Raw genomic sequence first — 24,962 nt, 5'->3', positions numbered from 1 at the left:
GCGGCGCCGGAAGTGTTGCCGGGCGCATGTCCGGCGGCGGCACCGCCCGCGGCGGCGCTGGCGGCGGTCGCGGGCGCGGCCGTGGAACTCGTCGGATCAGTGGAAGTCATTCCTGTTGTTGTTTGGAAGCGCGTGAGCCGGCCCCGGGGCCGGCGCGCGCATCGTGCATGGCCGGTCAGGCACCGAATTGGAGAGCGCCTAGTATTGTCGGATAATCAGCGCATGTCCAGCCGCGCCACCCCACCCGCAGAACCCGCCGCCACGGCCGCTGCCACGGCCGCTGCCGCCGCCAGCGCCGCGCCGGGACGGGATGCCGCCGCCGGCCCCTCCCTCCTGCGGCAGGCGCCGCGCCGCGCGCTGGCGCTGGCGCGCGCGTTCGGCCGCGCCGCGCTGACCGTCGTGCGCCATCCCGCCTGGCGCGGGCTCGGCCGCGTGCTGGTGCGCCTGGCGCTGGCGCTGCTGGTGATGGCGCTGCTGGCCGGGCTGCTGATCCGCTTCGTGCTGTGGCCGCAGGCCTCGGCCGCGCGCACCTGGCTGGAGCAGCGCGGCTCGATCGCGCTCGCCGCCAAGTTCAGCATCGGCCAGCTCGACACCTACTGGGACGGCTGGCACCCCGCCTTCCACGCCCGCGACGTCGCCGCGGTCGACAGCGAGCAGCACGTGCTGATGGCCGCCGGCACGCTCGACGGCAAGCTCTCGTGGCGCTCGCTGTTCAGCATGGACCTGCTGTTCCAGCAGGTCTCCGCCAGCCACACCGACCTGCTGGTGCGGCGCACTCCGGAGGGCCGGCTCGAGGTGGCCGGCCTGACCGTCGACACCGCCAGCGCGAAGCCGCAGGACAACCGCCTGTTCGACTGGCTGCTGGCGCAGGGCAAGGTCGACCTCAGCGACGGCAAGCTGCGCTGGCTCGACGACAAGAACAAGCTGCCGCAGCTCGACGTGGGCAACATCCAGTTCAGCGCGCGGCGGTTCGGCTCGCGCCACGTCGTCAGGCTGGAGGCGCAGTCCCCCACGCTGGCGCCGCGCCCGCTGGTGATCGCGGCCGACTTCCGCCACGACTACCTGCGCCGCGCCGGCGACTGGCACAACTGGCACGGCCAGGCCAGCTGGGACCTGGGCCGGCTGGAACTGCCGGTGCTGCAGCGCTACACCGCCATCTTCGACCGCGTGGCGCGCGGCACCTTCAACACCGACGGCACCATCGAATTCCGCGGCGGCGAGATCAGCCGCAGCCAGGCCCGGCTGCGCGCCAGCGGCGTGGACCTGCAACTGGCCGGCGCGCCCGAGCCGCTCAAGCTGGCCAGCGCGCAGGCCTTCGTCATGCACCGCATCGGGCGCGACCACGACCACCTGCTGACCATCGACACCCTGCTGTGGCAGCCCGAGCCGGCCGAGGGCCCGGCCGTGCCGCCGGGGCGCGCCGACGTGGCCGCCTCCGCGCCCGCCGCGATGCCCTCGTCGACGTCCTCTTTGGCGTCCTCCTCGGCTCCCTCCTCCGCATCCGCCGCCATGCCGGCCGCCGCGGCCCCCGCCGGCGCGGCCTCCGACGCGCCCGCCGAGAACGCCTGGCGCGAAGGCATGCGCAAGGTGGTGGTGGGCTGGGCCACCGACAACAAGGGCCAGTTGCGCAAGTTCTCGCTCAAGGCGCCCACGTTCGACCTCAACACGGTACGCTCGCTGGCCACCTCGCTGCCGCTCGACACCGCCCTGTCGCGCCAGCTGCGCGCGCTGCAGCCGTCCGGCCATCTCGACAACCTGGACGTGAACTGGAACCGCGACCGGCCGAACCTGCTGACGCGCCGCGCCGGCGCGGCGCATTTCAACGTGCAGGGCACGCTGCGCAACGTCTCGGTGCGCGAGCAGCCGGCCAGCCCCGCGCTCGGCGCGAACGGCAAGCCCAACCTGGGCGTGCCCGGCTTCTCGCGGCTGTCCGGCAGCTTCAACTTCGACGAGCGCCGCGGCAGCGCCCGCCTGGAGGGCAGCAACGCCGCGCTGGTGCTGCCCGGCATGTTCGAGGAGCCGCGCGTGGTGTTCGACCAGATCGCCGGCGAAGTGCACTGGACCCGCGACAACAACAAGCTGGCGGTGCGCACCGACGGCGTGCGCTTCGCCAACCCGGACACCGCGGGTACCGTGCGCGGCACCTGGCAGACCGGCGGCGACGGGCATGGCGGCATCGCCGACCTGACCGGCGAGCTGGACCGCGCCCAGGTCGGCCGCATCCCGCGCTACCTGCCGCTGGGCCTGCCCGCGGCCACGCGCCAGTACCTGGCCGGCGCGCTGGTGGCCGGCGAGGCCAGCGACGTGAAGTTCCTGGTCAAGGGCGACCTCGAATACTTCCCCTTCCACAGCCCGCACGAGGGCGCCGGCGATTTCCGCGTCGAGGTGCCGATCCAGCGCGTCAGCTACCAGATCGCGCCCCACGTCGGCGCGGCGCCCGGCAGCGCCGCGGCCGCCGCCAACGGCGGCAAGGCGTGGCCGAACTTCACCGACATCGGCGGCCGCGTGCTGTTCGAGCGCGGCGGCCTGTCCTTCGTGGCCCAGCATGCGGGCGTGCAGGGCGTGCCCGGCGTCGCGCTGCAGGATGTCAACGGCCACATCGCCGACCTCAGCGACCACGGCCACCTGCTGCTCGACGGCGGCGCCAGCGGCACCATGTCGGGCTTCCTGCGCTTCATCGCCGCCAGCCCGGTGCGCGACTGGACCGGCCAGGTGACCAGCGAGATGCGCGCCCAGGGCAACGGCGAGCTGCGCCTCAAGCTCGACCTGCCGCTCACCGAGTCCCACGCGGCCAAGGTGGACGGCCAGTTCCGCCTGCCCGGCAACGAGGTCGTGCTGAACCCGCAATGGCCGCCGCTGGGCGGCACCACCGGCGTGATCGCCTTCAACGAGCACGGCTTCCAGCTCAACGACCTGCGCGCGCGCCTGCTCGGCGGCGAGATCCGCGCCGGCGGCGGCAGCCAGCCCGACGGCACGGTGCGCGTGACGGCCAGCGGCAATCTCGGCGCGCCCGGCATCCGCGAGCTGCTGGCCGGCTCGGCGCTCGCCGCGCTGGCGCAGAAGACCGAAGGCAGCGCCGCCTACAGCGCCGTGATCGGCGTGCGCGAGCACCAGCCGCAGATCACCGTCACCTCCGATCTGGCCGGGCTGGCGCTCGGCCTGCCCGCGCCGCTGGGCAAGAGCGCGGCCCAGGCCGTGCCGCTGCGCATGGAACTGCGCCCGGCCGCCGCGCGCGCCGGCCACGAGGAACTGCTGGTGCAATACGGCAATGCGCTCAACGCGCGCTACCTGCTGCGGCGCGGCGCCGAAAGCACGGAGGTGGTGTCCGGCGGCATCGGCATCGAGCAGCCCGCGCCGCAGCCGGCCAGCGGCGTCACCGCCGCGCTGACCAGCGGCCGCTTCGATCTCGACCCGTGGCGCGCGCTGCTGGCGGGCGACGACGGCGCCGCCAGGGCGAACAGCGGCGCAAATAATGGCGCGAACAGCGGCGCAAGCAGCGGCGGCCGGGGCAATGCGCCGGCCACGCCACCCGCGCCGCCCTCGCCTTTCCTCCCCGAGCGCATCACCGCGCACGCGCGCACGCTGGTGGCATTCGGCCGCGAGCTGGACGAGGCGGCGGTGGAAGCCAGCCGCGCGCCCGGCGGCTGGGACGTGCGCGTGGACGCGCGCCAGGTCGCCGGCACGCTGCGCTGGCGCGACGACGCCACCACCGGGCCGGCCGGCGCGCTGACGGTGCGCCTGTCGCGCCTGAACATCCCCGACAACAGCGACGCCGGCAACATGGCGGACACGCTCGCCGGCAATACCGACGAGCTGCCCGCGCTGGACCTGGTGGCCGACCGCTTCGAGCTGCACGGGCGCGACTTCGGCAAGCTCGAGGTCAAGGCGCACGCCAGCGAAAGCGGCGGCGACCCGGTGTGGACGCTGGAGCGCCTGGTGCTCGAGCAGCCCGGCGCCACCTTCACCGGCAGCGGCAGCTGGCGCATGCCGCGCCGGCTGCGCGAAGGCGCCAGCGCCGAGCGCCGCACCCTGCTCGACTTCAAGCTCGACGTGCGCAACGGCGGCCAGGTGCTCGAGCGCATGGGCCTGCCGCACATCCTGGCCGACGGCCGCGGCACGCTGGAGGGGCGCGTGGGCTGGCGCGGATCGCCGCTGGCGATCGACTACCCCACCCTATCGGGCCGCGTGACGCTCAAGCTCGACAACGGCCAGATCCTCGCCGTGGAGCCGGGTGCGGCCAAACTGCTGGGCGTGCTCAGCCTGCAGGGGCTGATGCGGCTGGCCACCTTCGACTTCCGCGGCGTGGCCGGCCAGGGCATGGTGTTCGACGAGATCACCGGCATCGGCACGCTCGAGAACGGCGTGGCCAGCACCAAGGACTTCGAGCTCCGGGGCGGCCAGCTGCGCGCCTCGATGACGGGCAGCGCCAACCTGCCGCGCGAGACCCAGGACCTGGAGGTCACGGTGGTGCCGCGCATCAACGCCACCTCGGCCTCGGTGGCGGCGGCCTTCATCAATCCGGCGCTGGGCATCGGCACGCTGGCCGCGCAGCTCATCTTCGCCGACGAGTTCTCCAAGGCCTTCAGCCGCCGCTACCACATCAGCGGCAGCTGGGCGAACCCGCAGATCAACAAAGTGGGGGAGAATAAGGCCGATGCCCAGCCCGGCCTGCCCGGCGTGCAGGGCACCTCGAACCGGGTCTACCCGCTGCCGTAGGCCCCGCCGGCCGCACCGGCGCCGCCGGCTCTCCATACCAAGGAAAACGCACATGACCGCAACCGCCCCCGGCGCCACGCCGTTCCGCGTGGCCGCGATCCAGACCGTCAGCGGCATCTCGCGCGAGGCCAACCTGGCCCGCGCCGGCGCGCTGATCGCCCAGGCGGCCCACGGCGGCGCGGAGCTGGTGCTGCTGCCCGAGTATTTCTGCATGATGGGCCAGCGCGAGGGCGACAAGGTCGCCATCCGCGAGCGCGACGGCGACGGCCCGATCCAGTCGTTCCTGGCCGACGCTGCGCGCCGCCACCGCATCTGGCTGGTCGGCGGCACCCTGCCGCTGTGGTGCGAGGACGAGGCGCGCGTCTACAACACCTCGCTGGCCTACGATCCGCGCGGCGAGCGCGTGGCGCGCTACGACAAGATCCACCTGTTCGGCTTCACGCGCGGCACCGAGAGCTACGACGAATCGCGCACCATCCTGGCCGGCGACACGCCGGTGAGCTTCGAGGCGCCGTGCGGCCGCGTCGCCATGTCGGTCTGCTACGACCTGCGCTTCCCCGAGCTGTACCGCCAGCTGGCGGCCGGCGGCAAGACCAGCTTGATTCTGATGCCGGCCGCCTTCACCTACACCACGGGACAGGCGCACTGGGAGATCCTGCTGCGCGCGCGCGCCATCGAGAACCAGTGCTACGTGCTGGCCGCGGCGCAGGGCGGCAAGCACGAGAACGGCCGCCGCACCTGGGGCCATTCGATGCTGGTCGATCCCTGGGGCGAGGTCATGGCGGTGCTGCCCGAAGGCGAAGGCGTGGTGAGCGGCGTGATCGACCCCGCGCGCCTGGACGAAGTGCGGCAGAACCTGCCGGCGCTGCGCCACCGGGTGCTGTAGCATGTACGGCCGCGCCGCCACGCGCCCCACGGGCGGCGCACAGATCATTCACGCGGCGGCGCCAGCGCGCCGCCGCGGCACGACGACAAAAGGAAAACCATGAACGCCGGCGACCTCGGAATCCGCAACCTCGCCACCGCCCAGCAACTGCTGCTGGCGCCCTATGGCCTCGACGAGGCCAAGCTCCAGCGCGTGCTGGCGGACATCTTCACGCACAAGGTCGACTACGCCGACCTCTACTTCCAGTACACCCGCAACGAGGCGTGGAGCCTGGAAGAGGGCATCGTCAAGTCGGGCAGCTTCAGCATCGACCAGGGCGTGGGCGTGCGCGCCGTGTCCGGCGACAAGACCGCCTTCGCCTACTCGGACGACATCAGCCTGGACGCGCTGCTCAAGGCCGGCGCCGCCACCCGCACCATCGGCCGCGCCGGCAGCGGCCGCGTCAAGGTGGCCGGCAAGCTGGCCTCGCAGGGCGGGCGCAGCCTGTACACGCCCAACGACCCGCTCGACTCGATGGCCGCCGCCGACAAGGTGGCGCTGCTCGAGCGCGTGGAGCGCATGGCGCGCGCCAAGGACCCGCGCGTGGTGCAGGTCATGGCGGGCCTGGCCGGCGAGTACGACGTGGTGCTGGTGGCGCGCAGCGACGGCGTCGTCGCCGCCGACGTGCGCCCGCTGGTGCGCGTCTCGGTCACGGTGATCGCCGAGCAGAACGGCCGCCGCGAGATCGGCTCCTCGGGCGGCGGCGGGCGCTATGCCTACGGCTATTTCACCGACGAGCTGCTGCGCAAGTACGTCGACGAGGCGGTCGCCTCGGCGCTGGTCAACCTCGAGGCGCGCCCGGCCCCGGCCGGCGCCATGACCGTGGTGCTGGGCCCGGGCTGGCCCGGCGTGCTGCTGCACGAGGCGATCGGCCACGGCCTGGAAGGCGACTTCAACCGCAAGGGCTCGTCCGCGTTCGCCGGCCGCATGGGCGAGCGCGTGGCGGCCAAGGGCGTGACCGTGGTCGACGACGGCACGCTGGCCAACCGCCGCGGCTCGCTCAACCTCGACGACGAGGGCAACCCGACCCAGTGCACCACGCTGATCGAGGACGGCATCCTCAAGGGCTACATGCAGGACACCCTCAACGCGCGCCTGATGAAGATGCCCGTGACCGGCAACGCGCGCCGCGAAAGCTACGCCGCGCTGCCCATGCCGCGCATGACCAACACCTACATGCTCAACGGCAACCGCGACCCGCAGGAGATCATCGCCAGCGTCAAGCGCGGCCTCTACGCGGTGAACTTCGGCGGCGGCCAGGTCGACATCACCAACGGCAAGTTCGTGTTCTCGGCCAGCGAGGCCTACCTGATCGAGGACGGCAGGATCACCGCCCCGGTCAAGGGCGCCACGCTGGTCGGCAACGGCCCGGAATCGCTCAAGGACGTGACCATGATCGGCAACGACATGCGCCTGGACTCGGGCGTGGGCGTGTGCGGCAAGGAAGGCCAGAGCGTGCCGGTGGGCGTCGGCCAGCCGACCCTGCGCATCGAGAACATGACCGTGGGCGGCACCGCCTGAACCCGGCGCGGCGCCGCGCGTATCGCGCGCGGCGCTTGCCAAGCCCCGCAAAAAGCGCTATAAAGATGCTTCGTTGCGCGATGGTCAACTGCCGCGGCCCGCTGATTTACCGGACGCCGCGCAATTTCCTGCCATCCCTTGACGCATTGCCGCAAAGAACATACGACACCCGAGCCTGATCCGATCCATGTCCGCCAAGTTTTACTTTTACTTTTATAGCGATCTCACACCGCTGGCGGATGGAGAGGGACGATCGTAAGCGCCCCGAGGATACACAAAAAGCCGCCAGCAACCCTGGCGGCTTTTTTTATCCCGGCCCGCTCCCAGGCCCTAGCCCACACACCCAAACCCACGACCCACGAAATCCCGGAGCCATCATGCTGAAGAACACCGACGACCTGCGTATTCGCGAACTCAAGGAACTGTTGCCGCCGGCGCACCTGATCCGCGAATTCGCCTGCTCCGAACAGGCCTCGGACGTGATCTACGGCGCGCGCCAGGCCATGCACCGCATCCTGCACGGCATGGACGACCGCCTGATCGTCATCATCGGGCCCTGCTCGATCCACGACACCCGCGCCGCGCTCGAATACGCCAAGCTGCTCAAGGTGCAGCGCGATCGCTTCGCCGGCGAGCTGGAAGTGGTGATGCGGGTGTATTTCGAGAAGCCGCGCACCACGGTGGGCTGGAAGGGGCTGATCAACGACCCGCACATGGACGGCAGCTTCAAGATCAACGACGGCCTGCGCATCGCGCGCGAGCTGCTGCTGAACATCAGCGAGATCGGCGTGCCGACCGGCACCGAGTACCTCGACATGATCAGCCCGCAATACCTCGCCGACCTGGTGAGCTGGGGCGCCATCGGCGCGCGCACCACCGAAAGCCAGGTGCACCGCGAGCTGGCCTCCGGACTGTCGTGCCCGGTGGGCTTCAAGAACGGCACCGACGGCAACGTCAAGATCGCCGTGGACGCCATCAAGGCCGCCTCGCAGCCGCACCATTTCCTGTCGGTCACCAAGGGCGGCCACTCGGCCATCGTGTCGACCTCGGGCAACGAGGACTGCCACATCATCCTGCGCGGCGGCAAGACGCCCAACTACGACGCCGCCAGCGTGCAGGAAGCCTGCGAAGCGATCTCCAAGTCCGGCCTGGCCGCGCGCCTGATGATCGACGCCTCGCACGCCAACAGCAGCAAGAAGCACGAGAACCAGATCCCGGTGTGCGAGGACATCGGCCGCCAGGTGGCGGGCGGCGACGAGCGCATCGTCGGCGTGATGGTGGAGTCGCACCTGGTGGCGGGCCGCCAGGACCACGTACAGGGCACGCCGGTGGACACCCTGACCTACGGCCAGTCGGTCACCGACGCGTGCATCGGCTGGGACGACTCGGTCAAGGTGCTGGAGACGCTGGCCAACGCCGTCAAGGCGCGCCGGCTGGTCAAGGGCACCGGCAACTGAGCGCCGGTTGCGCGCAACGAAAAAGCCGCTGGTGTCAGCGGCTTTTTTCTGACTTCGACATGACGCCCGCGCCGGAACCCGGCTGGCTCGCGCGCACGACCGATCCGACAGGGTGCGGATGTGCCCGTGAAACCCGGCCCGACGGAAACAAATCAGCCCGCCATCAGCTCATGCGAGCTCCCGGATGAGCCGATTCGAGCTGTATTGAGCTAATATGAGCTGATTCAACCCGTCGAGCCGGTTCGAGGAGTGTGCCGTGGTCGTGCAAGACGAGATCCTTCTAGCGCTGCAGGCGCAGGCGCAAACAGCGTCTCCCTGGCTGAGTTCGCGCGACCTTGCCAACCGGGTTCATGCCAGTTGGTCCACGGTGAAACGCCAGCTCGACACGTTGGTGCGCGCCGGCGGCGTGATTCGGGAAGGCCGCGCGCGCGCCACGCGATACCGGTTGGCGCCGAGCTTGCCCGCGGCGTCGCAGCCGGCGGCGCCGCGAGCGTTATCGCCTGTGCCAGGCTTCTCGTTGTCCGCGCGAGGCCAAGCGCTGCTGGCCGAGCTGAAGCGGCCGCTGGCCGCGCGCGAGGCCGTCGGCTACCAGCGCGCCTTCGTGGACGGTTATGTGCCGAACCAGAGTTCCCTCCTGCCCGAAGCCATCGCGCACGCGCTGGCCGAAGAGGGACGCCTGCGCGGACAACAGCCCGCCGGAACCTATGCGCGCAACGTGCTGGGGCCCCTGCTCATCGATCTGTCCTGGTCCTCGTCGCGCCTGGAGGGCAATCGCTATTCCCTGCTGGCCACGGAAGAACTGTTCAAGAACGGCATGGCCGGCAGCGATCTGGACGCGGTCATGTTGCTCAACCACAAGGCCGCCATCGAATTCCTGGTCGATGCGGTGCCCGAGTACGGCCTGACGCCGGCCCTGATCAGAAACCTGCATGCCATCCTGATGCAAGACCTGCTGGCGGACGCCCATGGCCTGGGCAGCATTCGCCAAAAGGTGGTCAATATCAGCGACACCACTTACGTCCCGGCACAAGCTCCCGCGCTGCTGGAGGAGATGTTCGGGCACATCGTGGAGAAGGCGCGGCAGATCAAGAACCCGGTGGAGTCGGCCTTCTTCCTCTGGGTGAATCTGGCCTATCTGCAGCCCTTCGAGGACGGCAACAAGCGTACCAGCCGCCTGTCGGCCAATATTCCCCTGATGCTGTACAACTGCGCGCCCTTGTCGTTCCTGGATGTGGAAGCGCAGGACTATGCCTGCGCCATGATGGGCGTGTACGAGCATCGCGACGTGGCGCTGGCTGCGGACCTGTTCGAATGGGCCTATCGGCGCTCGATCAGGAAATACGCTGTCCAGATCGAGGCGATGGGTGTTCCCGACCCGATGCGACTGCGCTTCCGGGAAGCCTTGAACGAGACGATCGGCCATATTGTCCGCGATGGACAGACGGTCGCCGAAGCCGTGGCCTTGCTGGGGTTGTCCGAACAGGATGCGCAGGTTTTCCAGCCGATGCTCGCGCAGGAACTGCGAACGCTGGACCTGCACAACTGCGCCCGCTACCGGCTCACGCCGGGACAGACCAGGCAGTGGATCGCCGCGGGGCGGCCGCAGTAGCGGCATATCGTCGTCGCCGGGACGGCGCCTTCGCGAAACAGGAAGCCATTCCCGAACGGCAGGGTGTGCCGGGGCGCCGCCCCGCCTGTCGGCGGCACGGCATGCGTGCCGTCCCTACTTCTTCAACACCAGCCCGCCCGGCAGCGATTCGATGTACGCGGCAATGTCGCGCAGTTCCTGGCGCGTGAACGGGCGCGGCTTGCCGTCCTTGCCGGTCACGGCGGGATTGGCGTTGACCTGCCCGGCCATGATGGCGTTCGAGCGGCCCACCTGCGGGTTGGTGGTGATCTGGTAGGCGGCCAGCGCGTGGTACAGGTAGTCGGCGTGCTGGCCGGCCAGCTTCGGGTAGTCCGGGCTGATCGGCGCATTCATGCCGGCGCCGTGGCAGGCCACGCAGTTGCCCTTTTCCACCAGCGCCTTGCCGGCGGCGATGTCGGCCGCCGCGGCGGAGAAAGCCGCGCCACCCAGCACGAGCGCGCCGGCCGCGAGCGAAAGCGTCTTGAGCGTATTCATGGAGGGTCCCCTCACTTCTGGTTGTTGTTCTGGGTGCCGGAGGTCTGCTGCGCGTAGTAGGCGGCCACGTCGGCGATGTCCTGGTCGCTCAGCGTGGCGGCGATGCCGCGCATGGTCGGGTGCTTGCGGTCGCCCTTCTGGTATTCCTTGAGCGCGTTCTCGATGTACTTGGCGTTCTGGCCTCCCAGCAGCGGCACCTGATACACCTCGGGAAACGAGGCACGGTATCCGGGAATACCATGACATCCGATACACATTGCGACCTTGTTTCTGGCTGCATCCACATTGCCTTTGACTTCCTGGGCGTGCACAGCCATTGCGGCTGCGCCCAGCACCACCATCGTGAGGAGCTTTTTCATTGTCGTAGCTGATTGGAAGTGTAAAACCCTGGGAGACCTGCCCGACCGGTCGGAAATGGCTTCGGAATGGGTCCGGCGGGGAAGCCGCATCTGCCTGCGGCTCGATGTGGCGCTGCCAGCGGGGTCGGGCACAGCGGGCGTCCTTCGTCGGGACGTCCACGCCTGGAAGTGGCCAGGCGAAGCGGGCACGGACCTGCCTCATTCTGCAACCATCTCTTCGCACGCCGCCTCCCGGCAGGGGCCGCGCGCATGACTGGGCGGACGAACCGGACGGTGGAGATATAGGACTTTGGGGGGCGCGTCAAACCGGCGCATTGTACAGCAGGCTGCACGCGAGCGTCCAGCATGGTGCACGCCGCCATACACGAACGGAAAAGCTCTTTTATACTGGCCCATTCCGACACGCACGAACCCCTCATCAGGTTGCCTCATGTCCAACACCACCAACGCCAGCCCCAACCAGCAGACCCGCTTCGAAGGCAGCCAGCAGTACGTTGCCACCGATGACCTCAAGCTGGCCGTCAACGCCGCCCGCGCGCTGCAGCGCCCGCTCCTGATCAAGGGCGAGCCCGGCACCGGCAAGACCATGCTGGCAGAGGAAGTGGCCGCGGCGCTGGGCATGCCGCTGCTGCAATGGCACATCAAGTCGACCACCAAGGCGCAGCAGGGCCTGTACGAGTACGACGCGGTCTCGCGCCTGCGCGACTCGCAGCTCGGCGACGACCGCGTGCACGACATCCGCAACTACATCGTCAAGGGCGTACTGTGGCAGGCGTTCGAGGCCGACCAGCAGGTGGTGCTGCTGATCGACGAGATCGACAAGGCCGACATCGAATTCCCCAACGACCTGCTGCGCGAGATCGACCGCATGGAGTTCTACGTGTACGAGACGCGCGAGCTGGTCAAGGCCAGGCACCGCCCGCTCGTCATCATCACCTCCAACAACGAGAAGGAGCTGCCGGACGCCTTCCTGCGCCGCTGCTTCTTCCACTACATCAAGTTCCCCGACGCCGAGACCATGCAGCGCATCGTCGACGTGCACTATCCCGGCATCAAGCGCGAACTGGTGGCCGCCGCGCTCGAGTCGTTCTACGAGATGCGCAACCTGCCGGGCCTGAAGAAGAAGCCCTCCACCTCGGAGCTGATCGACTGGCTCAAGCTGCTGATGGCCGAGGACATCCCGCCCGAGGCGCTCAAGAGCCCGGACAAGAAGGCCGCGATCCCGCCGCTGCACGGCGCGCTGCTGAAGAACGAGCAGGACGTGCACCTGTTCGAGCGGCTGGTGTTCATGAACCGCGCCAACCGCTGAACCCGGACCCGCCATGACTGCCTTTGCCAAACCCGTGACGCTGGTGGGCCGTCACGCCACGCTGGAGCCGCTGCGCCCCGAGCATGCCGACGGCCTGCGCGCCGCCGTGGCCGACGGCGAGCTGTGGAAGCTCTGGTACACCAGCGTGCCCGAGCCCGATCGCATGGAAGCCGAGATCGCGCGGCGCCTGGGCCTGCTGGAACAGGGCTCGATGCTGCCGTTCGCGGTGCGCGACGCCGCCGGCGAGCTGGCCGGCATGACCACCTTCATGAACATCGACGCGGCCAACCGGCGCGTCGAGATCGGCTCGACCTGGTATGCGCGGCGCGTGCAGCGCTCGCCGCTGAACACCGAATGCAAGCTGATGCTGCTGGGCCATGCGTTCGACCATCTCGGCTGCATCGCGGTGGAATTCCGCACGCACTGGATGAACCAGCAGAGCCGCGCCGCCATCGCGCGGCTCGGCGCCAAGCAGGACGGCGTGCTGCGCAACCACCAGCGCATGCCGGACGGCTCGCTGCGCGACACCGTGGTGTTCTCCATCATCGCCAGCGAATGGCCGACCGTGCGCCAACACCTGCAGTTCCAGCTCGAGCGCCCGCGCTGACAGCGCGCGCCGACTGAAAGCGAGGCATCATGCTGATCGACTTCTTCTTCTCACTGCGCCACGCCAAGCTGCCGGTCTCGGTCAAGGAATACCTGACCATGCTCGAGGCGCTCAAGGCCGGCGTCATCTCGCCGTCGATCGACGAGTTCTACTACCTGTCGCGCATGGCGCTGGTCAAGGACGAGAAGCACTTCGACAAGTTCGACCAGACCTTCGCAGCCTATTTCAAGGGCGTCGAGAACCTGGTCGACTGGAAGTCCGACATCCCGCTGGACTGGCTGCAGAAGACGCTCGAGCGCGAGCTGTCGGCCGAGGAAAAGGCCAAGATCGAAGCGATGGGCGGGCTCGACAAGCTCATGGAGCGCCTCAAGCAGCTGCTCGAGGAGCAGAAGGAAAAGCACGAGGGCGGCAACAAGTGGATCGGCACCGGCGGCACCTCGCCGTTCGGCCACGGCGGCTACAACCCCGAGGGCATCCGCATCGGCGGCCCGTCCAAGGGCAACCGCACCGCCATCAAGGTGTGGGAGGCGCGCGCCTACAAGGACTACGACGACCAGGTCGAGCTCGGCACGCGCAACATCAAAGTGGCGCTGCGCCGCCTGCGCCGTTTCGCGCGCGAAGGCGCGGAGACCGAGCTCGACCTCGACGACACCATCCACGCGACCGCGGCCAATGCCGGCCTGCTCGACATCAAGCTGCGCCCGGAGCGCCACAACAAGGTCAAGGTGCTGATGCTGCTCGACGTGGGCGGCTCGATGGACGACCACATCAAGCGCGTGGAGGAACTGTTCTCGGCCACCAAGACCGAGTTCAAGCACCTCGAGTACTACTACTTCCACAACTGCGTGTACGACTACGTGTGGAAGAACAACCGGCGCCGCCACGCCGAGAAGATCGCCACCTGGGACCTGATCCACAAGTACAGCTCGGACTACAAGGTGATCTTCGTCGGCGACGCCACCATGAGCCCGTACGAAATCCTGCAGCCGGGCGGCTCGGTGGAATACAACAACCCGGAAGCGGGCGCGGTCTGGCTCAACCGCCTGATCGAGCAGTTCCCGCGCTTCGTCTGGCTCAACCCCGAGCCCGAGGGCCTGTGGCAGTACCGCCAGTCGGTGACGGTGATCAGCCAGATCATGAAGTCGCGCATGTACCCGGTCACGCTCAACGGCCTCGAGCAGGCCATGCGGGTGCTGTCGAAGTAGCGGCCCGCCCGGCCCCGCCTCAGGCCACCACGTCCACGCCCTCCATCACCCACTGGCGGAACGTCTGCAGCGCCGGCAGGTGCTGTTTCTGCTCGGGATAGCACAGGTAGTAGCCCTTCTTGCTCAGCACGCGGGCCGGGTGCGCCACCACCAGCGCGCCGCTGGCCAGCTCCTGCTCGATCAGGCAGCGCGGGATCAGCGCGATGCCCAGGCCCGACATGGCCGCCTGCGTGAGCAGCGAGAACTGGTCGAAGCGCGCGCCGCTCCAGGCCTTGCGCGTGGCCACGCCAAGCTCGGCGAACCAGTCGGCCCACGCCTCGGGCACCGTGGTGTGGTGCAGCAGCGGATAGCGCAGCAGCGCTGCCGGCAGGCGCGCCATGCCGTCGGGCTCGCCGGCGAGCAGGCCGGGCCGGCATACCGGCAGCACCTCGCGGCCGGTCATGTAGTCGGCCAGGCTGCCCGGCCACACGCCGTCGCCGAAGCGGATGGCGGCGTCGAGGTCGGGCTGCGAGAAATCGTAGCCCTGCGCATGCGGCACGAACTCCAGGCTCACGTCGGGATGCTTCTCGAAGAACTGCGGCAGGCGCGGGATCAGCCACTTGGCGCCGAGCGTGGGCATGCTGGCGATATGGAGGGTGCCGCCGCGCCCCTGGCGGGCGATCAGCTCCACCGTGGCGGCCTCGATCTCGGTCAGGCTGGGGCGGATACGGTCGAGGTAGCGCTGGCCGGCGTCGGTCAGCATCAGGCGCTGGCGCACGCGCTCGAACAGCTCCACGCCGAGGAAGGCTTCCAGGCTGCGCACCTGCTTGCTGACGGCCCCCTGCGTCACGTGGAGCTCGCGGGCGGCCACGGTGAAGCTGTTGTAGCGCGCGGCGGCCTCGAAAGCCTGCAATTCGGTCAGCGACGGACACAAGCGTCGCATAGATTACCCCTTACTTCACTACCAAATGGAATGATCCCGCGATTTTATTTCGTTTGCGGTCCGCGTGCACGAACGCGCAGAATCAGGGAAAGCCGCTTTGACTTATTTTCAAGACGTTTCGGCCCTGCCGGCGATCCGTCACCTTCTTCGTCGCTGCTCTGTCGCTGCTTCGTCACCTCTTCGCCGCTTCCTAGCCACTTCCTAGCCGCTTCTTGGCTTTCCGTCTCCCCATACTCCCCACCAGGAACCGAACTCATGCAACGCCGTAACATGCTCCGCCTTCTTGCCGCCGCCACCGGCGCCGTCGCCGCCGGCCTGTCGCTGTCGGCCGCGGCCCAGGGCACCTACCCGACCAAGCCCATCACGCTGGTCGTGCCGTTCCCGGCCGGCGGCACCACCGACATCGTGGCGCGCCTCGTGGCCGACAAGCTCGGCCAGCAACTGGGCCAGGCCGTGGTGGTGGACAACCGCGGCGGCGCCGGCGGCAGCATCGGCACCGCGTTCCTGGCCAAGGCCGCGCCGGACGGCTACACGCTGGGCATCGCCACCGCATCCACGCACGGCATCAACCCGGCCGTGTACCCGCGCCTGGCCTACGACGCCACCAAGGACTTCACCACCATCACCAACCTGGCCTCGGTGCCCAACGTGATGAGCATCAACCCGGCGGTCAAGGCCATCGACATGAAGTCCTTCATCGCGCTGGCCAAGACCGAGCCCAACAAGCTGGCCTACGGCTCGGCCGGCAACGGCAGCGTCTCGCACATGATGGGCGAGCTGTTCAAGATGAGCAGCAAGACCGAGCTGCTGCACGTGCCGTACAAGGGCGTGGGCCCGGCGCTGAACGACGCGCTGGCCAACCAGGTGCAGGTGCTGTTCGACAACCTGCCGTCCTCGCTGCCCTTCATCGAAGGCGGCAAGCTGCGCGCGCTGGCGGTGGCCGCGCCCAAGCGCGTGCCGGCCCTGCCCAACGTGCCGACCTTCGCCGAGCTCGGCCTGCCCGAAGTCAACGACGCCTCGTGGTTCGGCCTGATCGCGCCGGCCAACCTGCCCGCCGACCTGCAGAACAAGCTGCACGACGCCACCGTCAAGGTGCTTGCGCAGCCCGAAGTCAAGGCTAAGCTGGAAAAGCTGGGCGCGGTGCCGGTCGGCAACACCCCGGCGCAGTTCGCCGCCCAGATCAAGAGCGAAGTGGCGAAGAACAAGCGCATCGCCGGCGCCGCCAAGATCTCCCTGGATTAACCGACGCACATCATGACGGAAACAGACCGAAAGACCGGGCTCACTCCCTACCTGCTGCAACTGCCGCAAGGCGAGAGCGGCCCGCTCTTTCTCGATTCGCCGCACAGCGCCACCACCTACCCGGACGACTTCCGGCCCGCCGCCGGGCTGCCGCTGCCGCTGCTGCGCCAGGCCGAGGACACCTTCGTCGACGAGCTGTACGCCGACGCCCCCGCACGCGGCATCGCGCTGCTGTGCGCGGGCTTCCCGCGCAGCTACCTCGATGCCAACCGCGGCATCGAGGAAATCGACGAGGCGCTGCTCGACGCGCCGTGGCCCGGCCCGCGCCAGGAAACCTCCAAGACCCGGCTCGGCAAGGGCCTGGTATGGCGCGTGCTGGATACCGGCGAAGCCATCTACGACCGCAAGCTGAGCGTGGCCGAGGTGCAGGCGCGCATCGCGCGGTATTACCTGCCCTACTACGCGCAGCTGCAGAAACTGTCGGACCAGGCCATCGCCCGGCACGGCAGCGCGTGGCACGTCAACTGCCACTCGATGCCGAGCGAGGCGGCGCAGTACGCCACCGAGCATCCGGGCCTGCAGCATCCCGACTTCGTGGTCGGCGACCGCGACGGCACCACCTGCGACAAGCGCTTCACCGACCGCGTGGAAGCCGTGCTCAAGGACCTGGGCTACGACGTCTGGCGCAACCACCCGTACAAGGGCGTGGAGATCGTGCGCGTGGTGGGCCAGCCGGCCCAGCGCCGCCACAGCCTGCAGCTGGAGGTCAACCGCAAGCTGTACATGGATGAGGCGGGCCTCGTGCACAACGCCGGCTTCGGCAAGCTCAAGGCCGACCTCAACCATCTGCTCGACGAGCTCAAGGTCTTCGTCAAGGCCGCCTCGGCAAGCTGAAGCGCCACGGCCAAGGCCTGCCGCGCGGCTGTGCAACGCAGCCGCGCCGGCACGCCCGGAAAGCGGCATGCCGGGCGCATCGTGGCGGCAACCGCACCTAGGGTAGAACCTAGGGTCAAGAGATTTCGGAACTTTGCAGCATGGGTTTCCTCTATCATGGCAGACCTTTGCCAACCCCTTTGCCTCAAAGCAAGACGATCCCGTGATCCGACGAATCTCTGACCTGATCGGCAGCCGCCTGTGCGCGCTGGCTGCCGCAGTGGCAGGTGCGATCGCCCTGGTGGGCTGCGCCGATACACCGCTCAACGACCGCGATGCCGTGGCAACCAGCCCCGCCACCGCCACGCCCGCCACCGCAGCCGCGACCGCCGCTGCCAGGCCCGCCACTCCCGCGCCGGCCGCCACCCGCCCGTCACCCGCTCCCGCCGCCACGCCGCCGACCAAGACCGTGACCCTGCCCGCGCAGGGCCGCGTGAGCCTGGCCGAGTACCGCGCGCAGATGCGCCAGCAACTGATGCAGACCGAAAACGCCAGCGCCGACGTGGCCGACTGCGCCGCGCACGCGAGCTGGGTGGTGCCGCGCTCGGTGACGTTCGACGCGCTGAAGATCCCGACCGGCGCGCTCGGCGCCGGGCAGGCCACGGTGGAACCGTGGGACGGACGCTTCTCGCAAGGCAAGCAGGCCGTGCCGGTCAGCTCCGTAGTGACCTTCGCCGCCACCGCGCACAAGCGCAACGGCGAGGCCCAGTGGGAAGCGGTCAAGGTGCGCTGCGGCTACGCCGACGGCATGATGCTGGCCTACGAACTGCTCGATGGCAGCGGCACCGTCATCAGCGAACCGGCCGCCGCGCCCGCGGTGCGCAGCAACACCCGCCAGGCCGGCAGGCACAAGGGCGGCAAGGCGGCCAAGTCCTCGGGCAAGGCCGGCAAGTCCAGCGCCAGCGGCAAGTCCACCGCCAAGAGCGGCAGCAAGAGCACCGCGAAGTCGGGCAAGAAGGCGCGCTGAGCGACAGCGGAGCTACCGCCTGTTTGCTCCCCTCTCCCGCTCGCGGGAGAAGGGTTGGGGGAGAGGGCCGGCGCTGGCGAATGCTGGCGTGCTGGAAAAAAACCGGCAGCTTCGTTGCTGGCCTCTATGCTGGAAAAAACCGCTGGCCCCGCTTGCTGTGGCTCCTAGCCAAACCGCCCCTCTCCCCGGCCCTCTCCCCGTGAGGGGAGAGGGAGGACACCTTGCTTGGGCTAGCTCTCGCGGCTTGGGCCCGTTCTGGCGGCTTCGTCAGTCGCCCCGGGCTTTTTCCCTTGCCCGCGCCCCCTCAATCCAACTGCGCCAGAACCGCCTGCAGCATCGCCGCGCCCAGCAGCGCGCTGCGCGCGCCGTTCCAGCCGACCACCGGATCGGGCTGGTCGGCGTTGTCCTTGAACGGCATCTCCAGCGTCAGCGACAGGCAGCCGAAGGCATGGCCGATGTACTTCGAGGCCAGCTTGAGCGCGTCCGCGTTGTACTTGCCGGCGGCGTAGCCGTACACGTCCTGGAAATCGGGCGTGGCGCGCTTGAACGCTTCGATGAAGCGCAGCTGCTCGGCGCGCTGGGCCTCGGTGAAGCCGGGCAGCATCTCGCTGCCGGCGACGAAGTTGTAGGGCAGGCCTTCGTCGCCGTGGATGTCGAAGAACATGTCGCAGCCGGTCGCCTCGATGGCACGGCGCACGTGGTACACCTCGGGGCTGGCCTGCAGGCTCGGCGCCATCCACTCGCGGTTCAGGTTGGCGCCGGCGGCGTTGGTGCGCAGGTTGCCGCGCGCCGCGCCGTCGGGGTTCATGTTCGGCACGATGTGGAACACGGCGCGCTCGAGCAGGCGGCGCGCGACCGGGTCGCCGGCCCACATGCCGGTGCCGGTCAGGCGCTGCAGCACGCCTTCGCAGAACCACTCGGCCATCGTCTCGCCGGGATGCTGGCGCGCGATCATCCAGATGGTCTTCTTGCCGTCGCCGGGCTTGCCCACCGTGACCGCGGTCATGTCGCGGCCGTCCACGGTGCTGCCCAGGTGCGACAGGCGCGCCAGCGGCGAGCGCTGCGAGGTGGCCAGCAGCGACAGGTGGCGCTCCTCGGGATACGGCTCGAAGTAGGCCAGCCACACGCTGTCGTGCTCGGGCGTGAACGACACCGTCATGGTGCTGCCGTCGAAGGCGGTCGGCACGCGGAACCAGTACGCGCGGTCGTACGAGGCCACCGCGTGGTAGCCGCGCCAGCCGTCCGGATAGGTGCAGTCGCCCGCGTTGAGGAACCGCAGGCTGCAGGGCTGGCCGGCCGCGCCCTGCAGGCGGAAATGGAACCACTGGCGGAACTCCGCGTGCGAGTCGGCGCGGATGCGCAGGCGGATGTCGCCGGCCTGCGCCAGCGATTCGACTTCGATGGCGCCCGAGTCGAAGCTGGCGGAGATGTGCAGGGCTTGGGTCATGGTGTGCGGGTTCTGTGGTGCGGGTTCTGTGGTGCGTGCGCGCCGGCGCCGCGCGGCAACGGCAAGAAACGGGGCCGGCGATGGCCGGGCGGCGCGGCCGCTCAGTCTTCCAGGCGCCGGCGGAAGACCCAGCGCGCGTCGTCCGATGCGTCCTGGTCGAAGGCATAGCCGTCCTCGGCGAAACGCTTGAGGCTGGCCGGGTCGGTGATGCGATGCGTCACCGCGTAGCGCGTCATGGTGCCGCGCGCGCGCTTGGCGTGGAACGAGATGATCTTGTAGCGGCCGCCCTTCCAGTCCTCGAACACCGGCGTGACGATGCGCGCGCCGAGCACCTTGGGGCGCACCACCTTGAAGTATTCCTCGGAGGCGAGGTTCACCAGCACCGGCGCGCCCTCGGCCTTGAGCGCCTTGAAGTCATCCTGCAGCAGCCGCGTGACGTCGTCGCCCCAGAACGTGTAGAGGTCCTTGCCCGCGGCGGTGTCCAGGCGCGTGCCCATCTCCAGGCGGTAGGGCTGCATCCAGTCGAGCGGGCGCAGCACGCCGTACAGGCCCGAGAGAATGCGCACGTGCTTCTGCGCGAAGGCGAGGTCGTCGTCCGACAGCGACGGCGCGTTCAGCCCCTCGTACACGTCGCCGTTGAAGGCCAGCACGGCCTGCTTGCTGTTGGCCGCGGTGAACTCGGGCGACCAGTCGCCGTAGCGCGTGGCGTTGAGCACGGCGAGCTTGTCGGAGATGTCCATCAGCGCGCCGATGTCCTGCGGGGCGAGCTTGCGCAGGCGCGCGATCAGCGTCGCCGAGCGCTCGATGAAACGCGGCAGCGTATGGGTCTTCAGGCGTGCCGGCGTCTCGTAGTCGAGCGACTTGGCGGGGGACAGGACGATGAGCATGGCAAAATCGCGGCAAACACAAAGACCCGATTGTAACGAATGCCATCTCACTCCACCGAAGCCCCCGCCGGCGCCGCGCCGCGCGTGGTGCTCGACTCCAATATCTGGGTCGACCTGCTGGTCTTCGCCGACCCCCACGTCGAGCCCATCCGCGCCGCGCTGCACGGCGGCGCCATCGCCGCGGTGATCCGCCCCGACTGCCGCGAAGAGCTGCGCCGGGTGCTGGCCTATCCGCAATTCGCCCGCTTCGAAGTGGACATCCCGGCCGCGCTGGCCACCGTGGACCGCCTCACCACGGCCCTGGAGATCCCGGCCGAGGCCGACACGCTGGCCGCGCGCCTGCCGCGCTGCCGCGACACCGACGATCAGAAATTCATCGAGCTGGCCCACTTCGCCCAGGCCGCCTGCCTGGTGTCCAAGGACAAGGCCGTGCTCAAGCTCAAGGGCCGCCTGCGCCGCCAGAGCGGCGTGGACATCCTGCTGCCGCAGGCCTTCCCGGCCTGGCTGGCGGCGCGCGCCGGCGCCGCGCAGGCAACGGCCGATCCCCGCTAGAATGCGGCATTGCCTCTTGCCTTGTTCGCTTCTCCGATCCCCGACCGCCGCTCCTGCCCGACGCCGCCGCCCATGTCCAGCCAGCCTTCCGTCCAGCCCGCCTCGTCTTCCCTGCCGATCACGCCGCCGCCGTCGCGCCTGCCCAAGGTCGGCACCACCATCTTCACCGTGATGTCGGCGCTGGCCGCCGAGCGCAACGCCGTCAACCTCGGCCAGGGCTTCCCGGACTTCGACTGCGACCCGAAGATCGTCGACGCCGTGACCCATGCCATGCGCGCCGGCCTCAACCAGTACCCGCCGATGGCGGGCGTGCCCGCGCTGCGCCAGGCCATCGCCGACAAGGTCGGCAAGCTGTACGGCCATGCCTATGACTGGAACAGCGAGATCACCGTCACCGCCGGCGCCACCCAGGGCATCCTCACCAGCATCCTGTGCGCGGTCCACCCGGGCGACGAGGTGATCGTGCTGGAGCCGTGCTACGACAGCTACATCCCCGCCATCGAGCTGGCCGGCGGCAAGGTGGTGTCGGTGGCGCTCGACGCGCCGCATTTCCGCGTGCCGTTCGACCGCATCGCCGCGGCCATCACGCCGCGCACGCGCATGCTGATGGTCAACACGCCGCACAACCCCACCGGCACCATCTGGCGCGCCGGCGACATGGAGCGCCTGGCCGGGCTGCTGGCCGGCACCGACATCCTGCTGCTGTCCGACGAGGTCTACGAGCACATGGTGTTCGACGGCCAGCGCCACGAATCCGTGTCGCGCCACCCCGAGCTGGCGCGCCGCAGTTTCGTGGTGTCGAGCTTCGGCAAGACCTACCACGTGACCGGCTGGAAGGTCGGCTACGTCGCCGCGCCGGCGGCGCTCTCGGCCGAATTCCGCAAGGTGCACCAGTTCAACGTGTTCACGGTGAACACGCCGGTGCAGCACGGGCTGGCCAGCTACATGGCCGACCCCGCGCCCTACCTCGGCCTGTCCGACTTCTACCAGGCCAAGCGCGACTACTTCCGCGCCGGGCTGGCCGGCACGCGCTTCAAGCTGCTGCCGTCCGACGGCACCTACTTCCAGTGCGTGGATTATTCGGCCATCTCGGACATGAGCGAGGCCGATTTCTCGATGTGGCTCACCAAGGAGATCGGCGTGGCGGCGATCCCGGTGTCGGCGTTCTACTCGCAGCCGCGCGAATCCGGCGTGGTGCGCTTCTGCTTCGCCAAGAAAGAGGAAACGCTGGCGCTGGCGCTGGAGCGGCTGAAGACGCTGTAGGCACGGTAGGCGCGGTCGGCGCGCCTACAGTCCCCGGCAACGGCGCGCCCGCCGGCCGCGCTACTTCCGGCGGCTGAGCATCAGCTCCGTATTCGCCTTGCGGTCCGCGTTGACCCGCTGCACCGAGGGCCGCTCCGACATGCGCCGGAGATAGTCCTTGACCGGCAGCCCGGCCAGCATGTCCTCGCCGTAGACGATCTTCGTGCAGGCGGAAACCAGCGGCAGGTGCACCACGGCCGCGCAGTCGGCCAGCGTGAAGGTGTCGCCGGCGAGATAGGGCGAGAACTTCGCCAGCTTGCCGAACGCCGGGATATAGCGCTCGAGCAGCCTGCGCTGGCGCTCCTTGGTGCCGTCGCTCACCTTGCCGCCGAAGAAGGCCGCCGGATACAGCTCGCGCGCGGTGAGCTCGAGGTACAGCTCCAGGAACGTCACCAGTTCGCGCACCTTGCCGGCCTGGAACGGGTCCGCCGGCAGCAGCGGCGCCTGCGGGTAGGTGGACTCGATGTAGGCGTCCAGCACTTCGGACTCGCACAGCGGGCCGCGATCGGTGATCATGTAGGGCACCTTGCCCAGCGGCGAGGCTTCGGGATCGGTCTCGCCGAGCCAGGCCAGCTCTTCCTCGAACGGCAGGTTCTTTTCCAGCAGGGCCAGCTTGACCTTGTTGTAGTAGTTGCTGGCGGAAAATCCGCAGAGCTTCAGCATGTCGTCTCTCTCCTTGTTGTGCGGGTCGCGCGGGGGACGCGGCGCGGGGCCGCGAAAAAATTGCCCGGCGAATTGCCCAACGCAAGGGCCGGGCCGCATTGTGTGGCATGGCAGACTCTGGCGGCTGCCTGTGGCCGATCAGCGCACGCCGCTTGCACCGCGCCACTGTCGCGGATGATGCAAAAAACGTACGCTCGTGCTAATTTAACCACAACTTTCTGGACGCACTATGAGCACTTTCACCATCGACACCCTCGGCATCGTGGGCACCGGCGCCATGGGCCGGGGCATCGCGCAGATCGCCGCGCAGGCCGGCCTCGCCGTCAGCCTGTACGACACCAATCCGCAAGCCGTGGCGGCCGCCCGGCAATACCTGCAGGACATGCTGGCCAAGCTGGCCGACAAGGGCAAGATCAGCGCGGCCGACGCCGACGCCGCCCTCGCCCGCGTCAAGCCCTGCAGCGCGCTGGAAGACCTGGCCGGCTGCGACATGGTGCTCGAGGCCATCGTCGAGAAGCTCGAGGTCAAGCGCGACCTGATCGCGAAGCTCGAAGCCATCCTGCGTCCGGAGGCGGTGATCGCCTCCAACACCTCGTCGCTGTCGATCACCGCGATCGCCGTGGGCGCGAAGCACCCGGGCCGCGTCGCCGGCTACCACTTCTTCAACCCGGTGCCGCTGATGAAGGTGGTCGAGGTGATCGACGGCCTGTCCGGCGACCCGGCCGTGGGCGACGCCCTGATGGCGCTGTCGCGCCGCATGGGCCATACCCCGGTGCGCTGCAAGGACATGCCCGGCTTCATCGTCAACCATGCCGGGCGCGGCATGAACATCGAAGGCCTCAAGGTGGCCCAGGAAGGCGTGGCCGAATTCGCCGACATCGACGCCATCATGCGCGAGCAGGCCGGCTTCCGCATGGGCCCGTTCGAGCTGATGGACCTGACCGGGCTGGACGTGTCGCACCCGGTGATGGAGTCGATCTACAACCAGTTCTACCAGGAACCGCGCTACCGCCCTTCGCCGATCACCGCGATCCGCGCGGTGGGCGGCCTGATCGGCCGCAAGGCCGGCGCCGGCTTCTACCGCTACGTGGACGGCCAGAAGCAGGTGCCCGCCGCCGTGCCGGCGCCGTCCGCGCGCCCGGCCAGCGTCTGGGTCAGCCACGCCGACGAGCGCGGCCACGCGATGGTGGTCAAGCTGATCGGCGCGCTGGGCATGACCGCCGAAGCCGGCAACCAGCCGTCGGCCGACGCGCTGATCGTGGTCACGCCGCTGGGCCTGGACGCCACCGCCTGCGCGCTACACGAAGGCCTGGACCCGAGCCGCGTGGTCGCCATCGACACGCTGATGCCGTTCGAGGCCACCAAGCGCCGCACGCTGATGACCACGCCGGCCACCACCGCCGCCGCGCGCGAGGCCGCGCACGGCCTGTTCGGCGCCGACGGCGTGCCGGTCACGGTGATCCGCGACTCGGCCGGCTTCGTGGCCCAGCGCATCGTCTGCTCCATCGTCAACATCGCCAGCGACATCGCGCAGCAGCGCATCGCCACGCCGGTCGACATCGACCTCGCCGTCAACCTGGGCCTCGGTTATCCCAAGGGCCCGCTGGCGCTGGGCGACGCGATCGGCCCCGACCTGGTACTGACCGTACTGCGCAACCTGGAGCGCCTGACCGGCGACATGCGCTACCGCCCCAGCCCGTGGCTGTGGCGCCGCGCCGGCCTCGGCCTGTCGCTGCTGGCCGAAGAGCAGTAATCCGCGCGACCGCAAGCCCCCCGGCCTGCGGTCGTTTCGCATCCGCCCCCGGCCGGCGCGGACTCCGCCTCCG

The 24,962-nt window shown here is 69.3% G+C and carries 20 protein-coding genes; 14 read left to right on the top strand and 6 right to left on the bottom strand.

The window, feature by feature from the left end; all coding sequences use genetic code 11:
• Positions 1 to 222: 222 nt before the first annotated feature.
• The 5 genes from ACWTPI_RS06660 (at position 223) to ACWTPI_RS06640 (ending at position 10,228) form a co-directional block, all read left to right on the top strand.
• Positions 223 to 4,716 (top strand): YhdP family protein, encoded by a 4,494-nt coding sequence (locus ACWTPI_RS06660; RefSeq protein WP_454731232.1) that lies wholly within the window; start codon positions 223 to 225, stop codon positions 4,714 to 4,716.
• A 52-nt stretch (positions 4,717 to 4,768) separates the two neighbouring features.
• A complete protein-coding gene (locus ACWTPI_RS06655; RefSeq protein WP_059412960.1) occupies positions 4,769 to 5,602 on the top strand; it encodes a carbon-nitrogen hydrolase family protein in 834 nt (277 codons plus the stop codon).
• A gap of 99 nt (positions 5,603 to 5,701) precedes the next feature.
• Positions 5,702 to 7,162, top strand: a complete 1,461-nt coding sequence (gene tldD / locus ACWTPI_RS06650) for a metalloprotease TldD (protein WP_454731231.1) — start codon at positions 5,702 to 5,704, stop codon at positions 7,160 to 7,162.
• A gap of 377 nt (positions 7,163 to 7,539) precedes the next feature.
• The gene (gene aroG / locus ACWTPI_RS06645; protein WP_020201401.1) at positions 7,540 to 8,619 is read left to right on the top strand and encodes a 3-deoxy-7-phosphoheptulonate synthase AroG; all 1,080 of its coding nucleotides are present in this window, start codon (positions 7,540 to 7,542) and stop codon (positions 8,617 to 8,619) included.
• Between the two features lie 256 nt (positions 8,620 to 8,875).
• The gene (locus tag ACWTPI_RS06640; RefSeq protein ID WP_454731230.1) at positions 8,876 to 10,228 is read left to right on the top strand and encodes a Fic family protein; all 1,353 of its coding nucleotides are present in this window, start codon (positions 8,876 to 8,878) and stop codon (positions 10,226 to 10,228) included.
• A 114-nt stretch (positions 10,229 to 10,342) separates the two neighbouring features.
• On the opposite strand, the gene ACWTPI_RS06635 is transcribed toward ACWTPI_RS06640, so the two are convergent.
• Entirely contained in the window at positions 10,343 to 10,741 is a 399-nt protein-coding gene (locus ACWTPI_RS06635; protein WP_059412962.1) for a c-type cytochrome, read from the bottom strand.
• Positions 10,742 to 10,752: 11 nt separating this feature from the next.
• Positions 10,753 to 11,100 carry a c-type cytochrome gene (locus tag ACWTPI_RS06630; RefSeq protein ID WP_029043267.1) on the bottom strand — a complete coding sequence of 116 codons (348 nt, stop codon included), beginning with the start codon at positions 11,098 to 11,100 and terminating at the stop codon, positions 10,753 to 10,755.
• A 430-nt stretch (positions 11,101 to 11,530) separates the two neighbouring features.
• On the opposite strand from ACWTPI_RS06630, the gene ACWTPI_RS06625 reads away from it, so the two are divergent.
• The 3 genes from ACWTPI_RS06625 to ACWTPI_RS06615 are packed head-to-tail and all read left to right on the top strand — an operon-like array spanning position 11,531 to position 14,221.
• The gene (locus ACWTPI_RS06625; RefSeq protein ID WP_020201397.1) at positions 11,531 to 12,409 is read left to right on the top strand and encodes an AAA family ATPase; all 879 of its coding nucleotides are present in this window, start codon (positions 11,531 to 11,533) and stop codon (positions 12,407 to 12,409) included.
• Positions 12,410 to 12,422: 13 nt separating this feature from the next.
• Positions 12,423 to 13,016, top strand: a complete 594-nt coding sequence (locus ACWTPI_RS06620) for a GNAT family N-acetyltransferase (protein ID WP_020201396.1) — start codon at positions 12,423 to 12,425, stop codon at positions 13,014 to 13,016.
• Positions 13,017 to 13,045: 29 nt separating this feature from the next.
• Complete coding sequence (locus ACWTPI_RS06615; RefSeq protein WP_020201395.1) at positions 13,046 to 14,221, top strand: vWA domain-containing protein; 1,176 nt, start codon at positions 13,046 to 13,048, stop codon at positions 14,219 to 14,221.
• 19 nt (positions 14,222 to 14,240) lie between these two features.
• Here the strand turns inward: ACWTPI_RS06615 and gcvA are convergent, their stop codons facing one another.
• Positions 14,241 to 15,143 (bottom strand): transcriptional regulator GcvA, encoded by a 903-nt coding sequence (gene gcvA / locus ACWTPI_RS06610; protein ID WP_029043266.1) that lies wholly within the window; start codon positions 15,141 to 15,143, stop codon positions 14,241 to 14,243.
• Positions 15,144 to 15,398: 255 nt separating this feature from the next.
• Here gcvA and ACWTPI_RS06605 point away from each other — a divergent pair, with 255 nt between their 5' ends.
• The 3 genes from ACWTPI_RS06605 to ACWTPI_RS06595 all read left to right on the top strand — a co-directional run bounded on the left by ACWTPI_RS06605 (position 15,399) and on the right by ACWTPI_RS06595 (position 18,285).
• Positions 15,399 to 16,385: a tripartite tricarboxylate transporter substrate binding protein BugE gene (locus tag ACWTPI_RS06605; protein WP_454731229.1), complete on the top strand. Its 987-nt coding sequence runs from the start codon at positions 15,399 to 15,401 to the stop codon at positions 16,383 to 16,385.
• Positions 16,386 to 16,397: 12 nt separating this feature from the next.
• The gene (locus tag ACWTPI_RS06600) at positions 16,398 to 17,279 is read left to right on the top strand and encodes an N-formylglutamate amidohydrolase (protein WP_020201392.1); all 882 of its coding nucleotides are present in this window, start codon (positions 16,398 to 16,400) and stop codon (positions 17,277 to 17,279) included.
• A 202-nt stretch (positions 17,280 to 17,481) separates the two neighbouring features.
• Positions 17,482 to 18,285, top strand: a complete 804-nt coding sequence (locus ACWTPI_RS06595; RefSeq protein WP_454731228.1) for a BspC domain-containing protein — start codon at positions 17,482 to 17,484, stop codon at positions 18,283 to 18,285.
• Positions 18,286 to 18,589: 304 nt separating this feature from the next.
• On the opposite strand, the gene ACWTPI_RS06590 is transcribed toward ACWTPI_RS06595, so the two are convergent.
• Positions 18,590 to 19,732 (bottom strand): M14 family metallopeptidase, encoded by a 1,143-nt coding sequence (locus tag ACWTPI_RS06590; RefSeq protein WP_059412966.1) that lies wholly within the window; start codon positions 19,730 to 19,732, stop codon positions 18,590 to 18,592.
• Positions 19,733 to 19,833: 101 nt separating this feature from the next.
• A complete protein-coding gene (gene yaaA / locus ACWTPI_RS06585) occupies positions 19,834 to 20,619 on the bottom strand; it encodes a peroxide stress protein YaaA (RefSeq protein ID WP_454731227.1) in 786 nt (261 codons plus the stop codon).
• Between the two features lie 39 nt (positions 20,620 to 20,658).
• Between yaaA and ACWTPI_RS06580 the strand changes: the two genes are divergently transcribed.
• The gene (locus tag ACWTPI_RS06580; protein ID WP_020201388.1) at positions 20,659 to 21,171 is read left to right on the top strand and encodes a putative toxin-antitoxin system toxin component, PIN family; all 513 of its coding nucleotides are present in this window, start codon (positions 20,659 to 20,661) and stop codon (positions 21,169 to 21,171) included.
• A gap of 72 nt (positions 21,172 to 21,243) precedes the next feature.
• Positions 21,244 to 22,434 carry a pyridoxal phosphate-dependent aminotransferase gene (locus ACWTPI_RS06575; protein ID WP_059412968.1) on the top strand — a complete coding sequence of 397 codons (1,191 nt, stop codon included), beginning with the start codon at positions 21,244 to 21,246 and terminating at the stop codon, positions 22,432 to 22,434.
• Positions 22,435 to 22,494: 60 nt separating this feature from the next.
• Here ACWTPI_RS06575 and ACWTPI_RS06570 read toward each other — a convergent pair whose 3' ends face one another.
• On the bottom strand, positions 22,495 to 23,136 hold the full coding sequence (locus ACWTPI_RS06570) for a glutathione S-transferase (protein WP_020201385.1): 642 nt from the start codon (positions 23,134 to 23,136) through the stop codon (positions 22,495 to 22,497).
• 229 nt (positions 23,137 to 23,365) lie between these two features.
• Between ACWTPI_RS06570 and ACWTPI_RS06565 the strand changes: the two genes are divergently transcribed.
• On the top strand, positions 23,366 to 24,889 hold the full coding sequence (locus ACWTPI_RS06565; protein ID WP_059412970.1) for a 3-hydroxyacyl-CoA dehydrogenase: 1,524 nt from the start codon (positions 23,366 to 23,368) through the stop codon (positions 24,887 to 24,889).
• Positions 24,890 to 24,962 lie beyond the last annotated feature (73 nt).

Source organism: Cupriavidus ulmosensis (assembly GCF_977008105.1).
The sequence above is the reverse complement of the archived record's forward strand: the minus strand, read 5'-3'. Positions and strand labels throughout refer to the sequence as shown.

Bases quoted from the DNA above. Each gene is read 5' to 3' on its own strand.
- ACWTPI_RS06570 (WP_020201385.1), bottom strand. From the start codon at position 23,136: ATGCTGAAGCTCTGCGGATTTTCCGCCAGCAACTACTACAACAAGGTC.
- gcvA (WP_029043266.1), bottom strand. From the start codon at position 15,143: ATGCGACGCTTGTGTCCGTCGCTGACCGAATTGCAGGCTTTCGAGGCC.
- ACWTPI_RS06635 (WP_059412962.1), bottom strand. From the start codon at position 10,741: ATGAATACGCTCAAGACGCTTTCGCTCGCGGCCGGCGCGCTCGTGCTG.
- ACWTPI_RS06590 (WP_059412966.1), bottom strand. From the start codon at position 19,732: ATGACCCAAGCCCTGCACATCTCCGCCAGCTTCGACTCGGGCGCCATC.
- ACWTPI_RS06605 (WP_454731229.1), top strand. From the start codon at position 15,399: ATGCAACGCCGTAACATGCTCCGCCTTCTTGCCGCCGCCACCGGCGCC.
- ACWTPI_RS06630 (WP_029043267.1), bottom strand. From the start codon at position 11,100: ATGAAAAAGCTCCTCACGATGGTGGTGCTGGGCGCAGCCGCAATGGCT.
- ACWTPI_RS06660 (WP_454731232.1), top strand. From the start codon at position 223: ATGTCCAGCCGCGCCACCCCACCCGCAGAACCCGCCGCCACGGCCGCT.
- ACWTPI_RS06625 (WP_020201397.1), top strand. From the start codon at position 11,531: ATGTCCAACACCACCAACGCCAGCCCCAACCAGCAGACCCGCTTCGAA.
- ACWTPI_RS06565 (WP_059412970.1), top strand. From the start codon at position 23,366: ATGAGCACTTTCACCATCGACACCCTCGGCATCGTGGGCACCGGCGCC.
- tldD (WP_454731231.1), top strand. From the start codon at position 5,702: ATGAACGCCGGCGACCTCGGAATCCGCAACCTCGCCACCGCCCAGCAA.
- yaaA (WP_454731227.1), bottom strand. From the start codon at position 20,619: ATGCTCATCGTCCTGTCCCCCGCCAAGTCGCTCGACTACGAGACGCCG.
- ACWTPI_RS06620 (WP_020201396.1), top strand. From the start codon at position 12,423: ATGACTGCCTTTGCCAAACCCGTGACGCTGGTGGGCCGTCACGCCACG.
- ACWTPI_RS06615 (WP_020201395.1), top strand. From the start codon at position 13,046: ATGCTGATCGACTTCTTCTTCTCACTGCGCCACGCCAAGCTGCCGGTC.
- ACWTPI_RS06575 (WP_059412968.1), top strand. From the start codon at position 21,244: ATGTCCAGCCAGCCTTCCGTCCAGCCCGCCTCGTCTTCCCTGCCGATC.
- ACWTPI_RS06580 (WP_020201388.1), top strand. From the start codon at position 20,659: ATGCCATCTCACTCCACCGAAGCCCCCGCCGGCGCCGCGCCGCGCGTG.
- aroG (WP_020201401.1), top strand. From the start codon at position 7,540: ATGCTGAAGAACACCGACGACCTGCGTATTCGCGAACTCAAGGAACTG.
- ACWTPI_RS06655 (WP_059412960.1), top strand. From the start codon at position 4,769: ATGACCGCAACCGCCCCCGGCGCCACGCCGTTCCGCGTGGCCGCGATC.
- ACWTPI_RS06600 (WP_020201392.1), top strand. From the start codon at position 16,398: ATGACGGAAACAGACCGAAAGACCGGGCTCACTCCCTACCTGCTGCAA.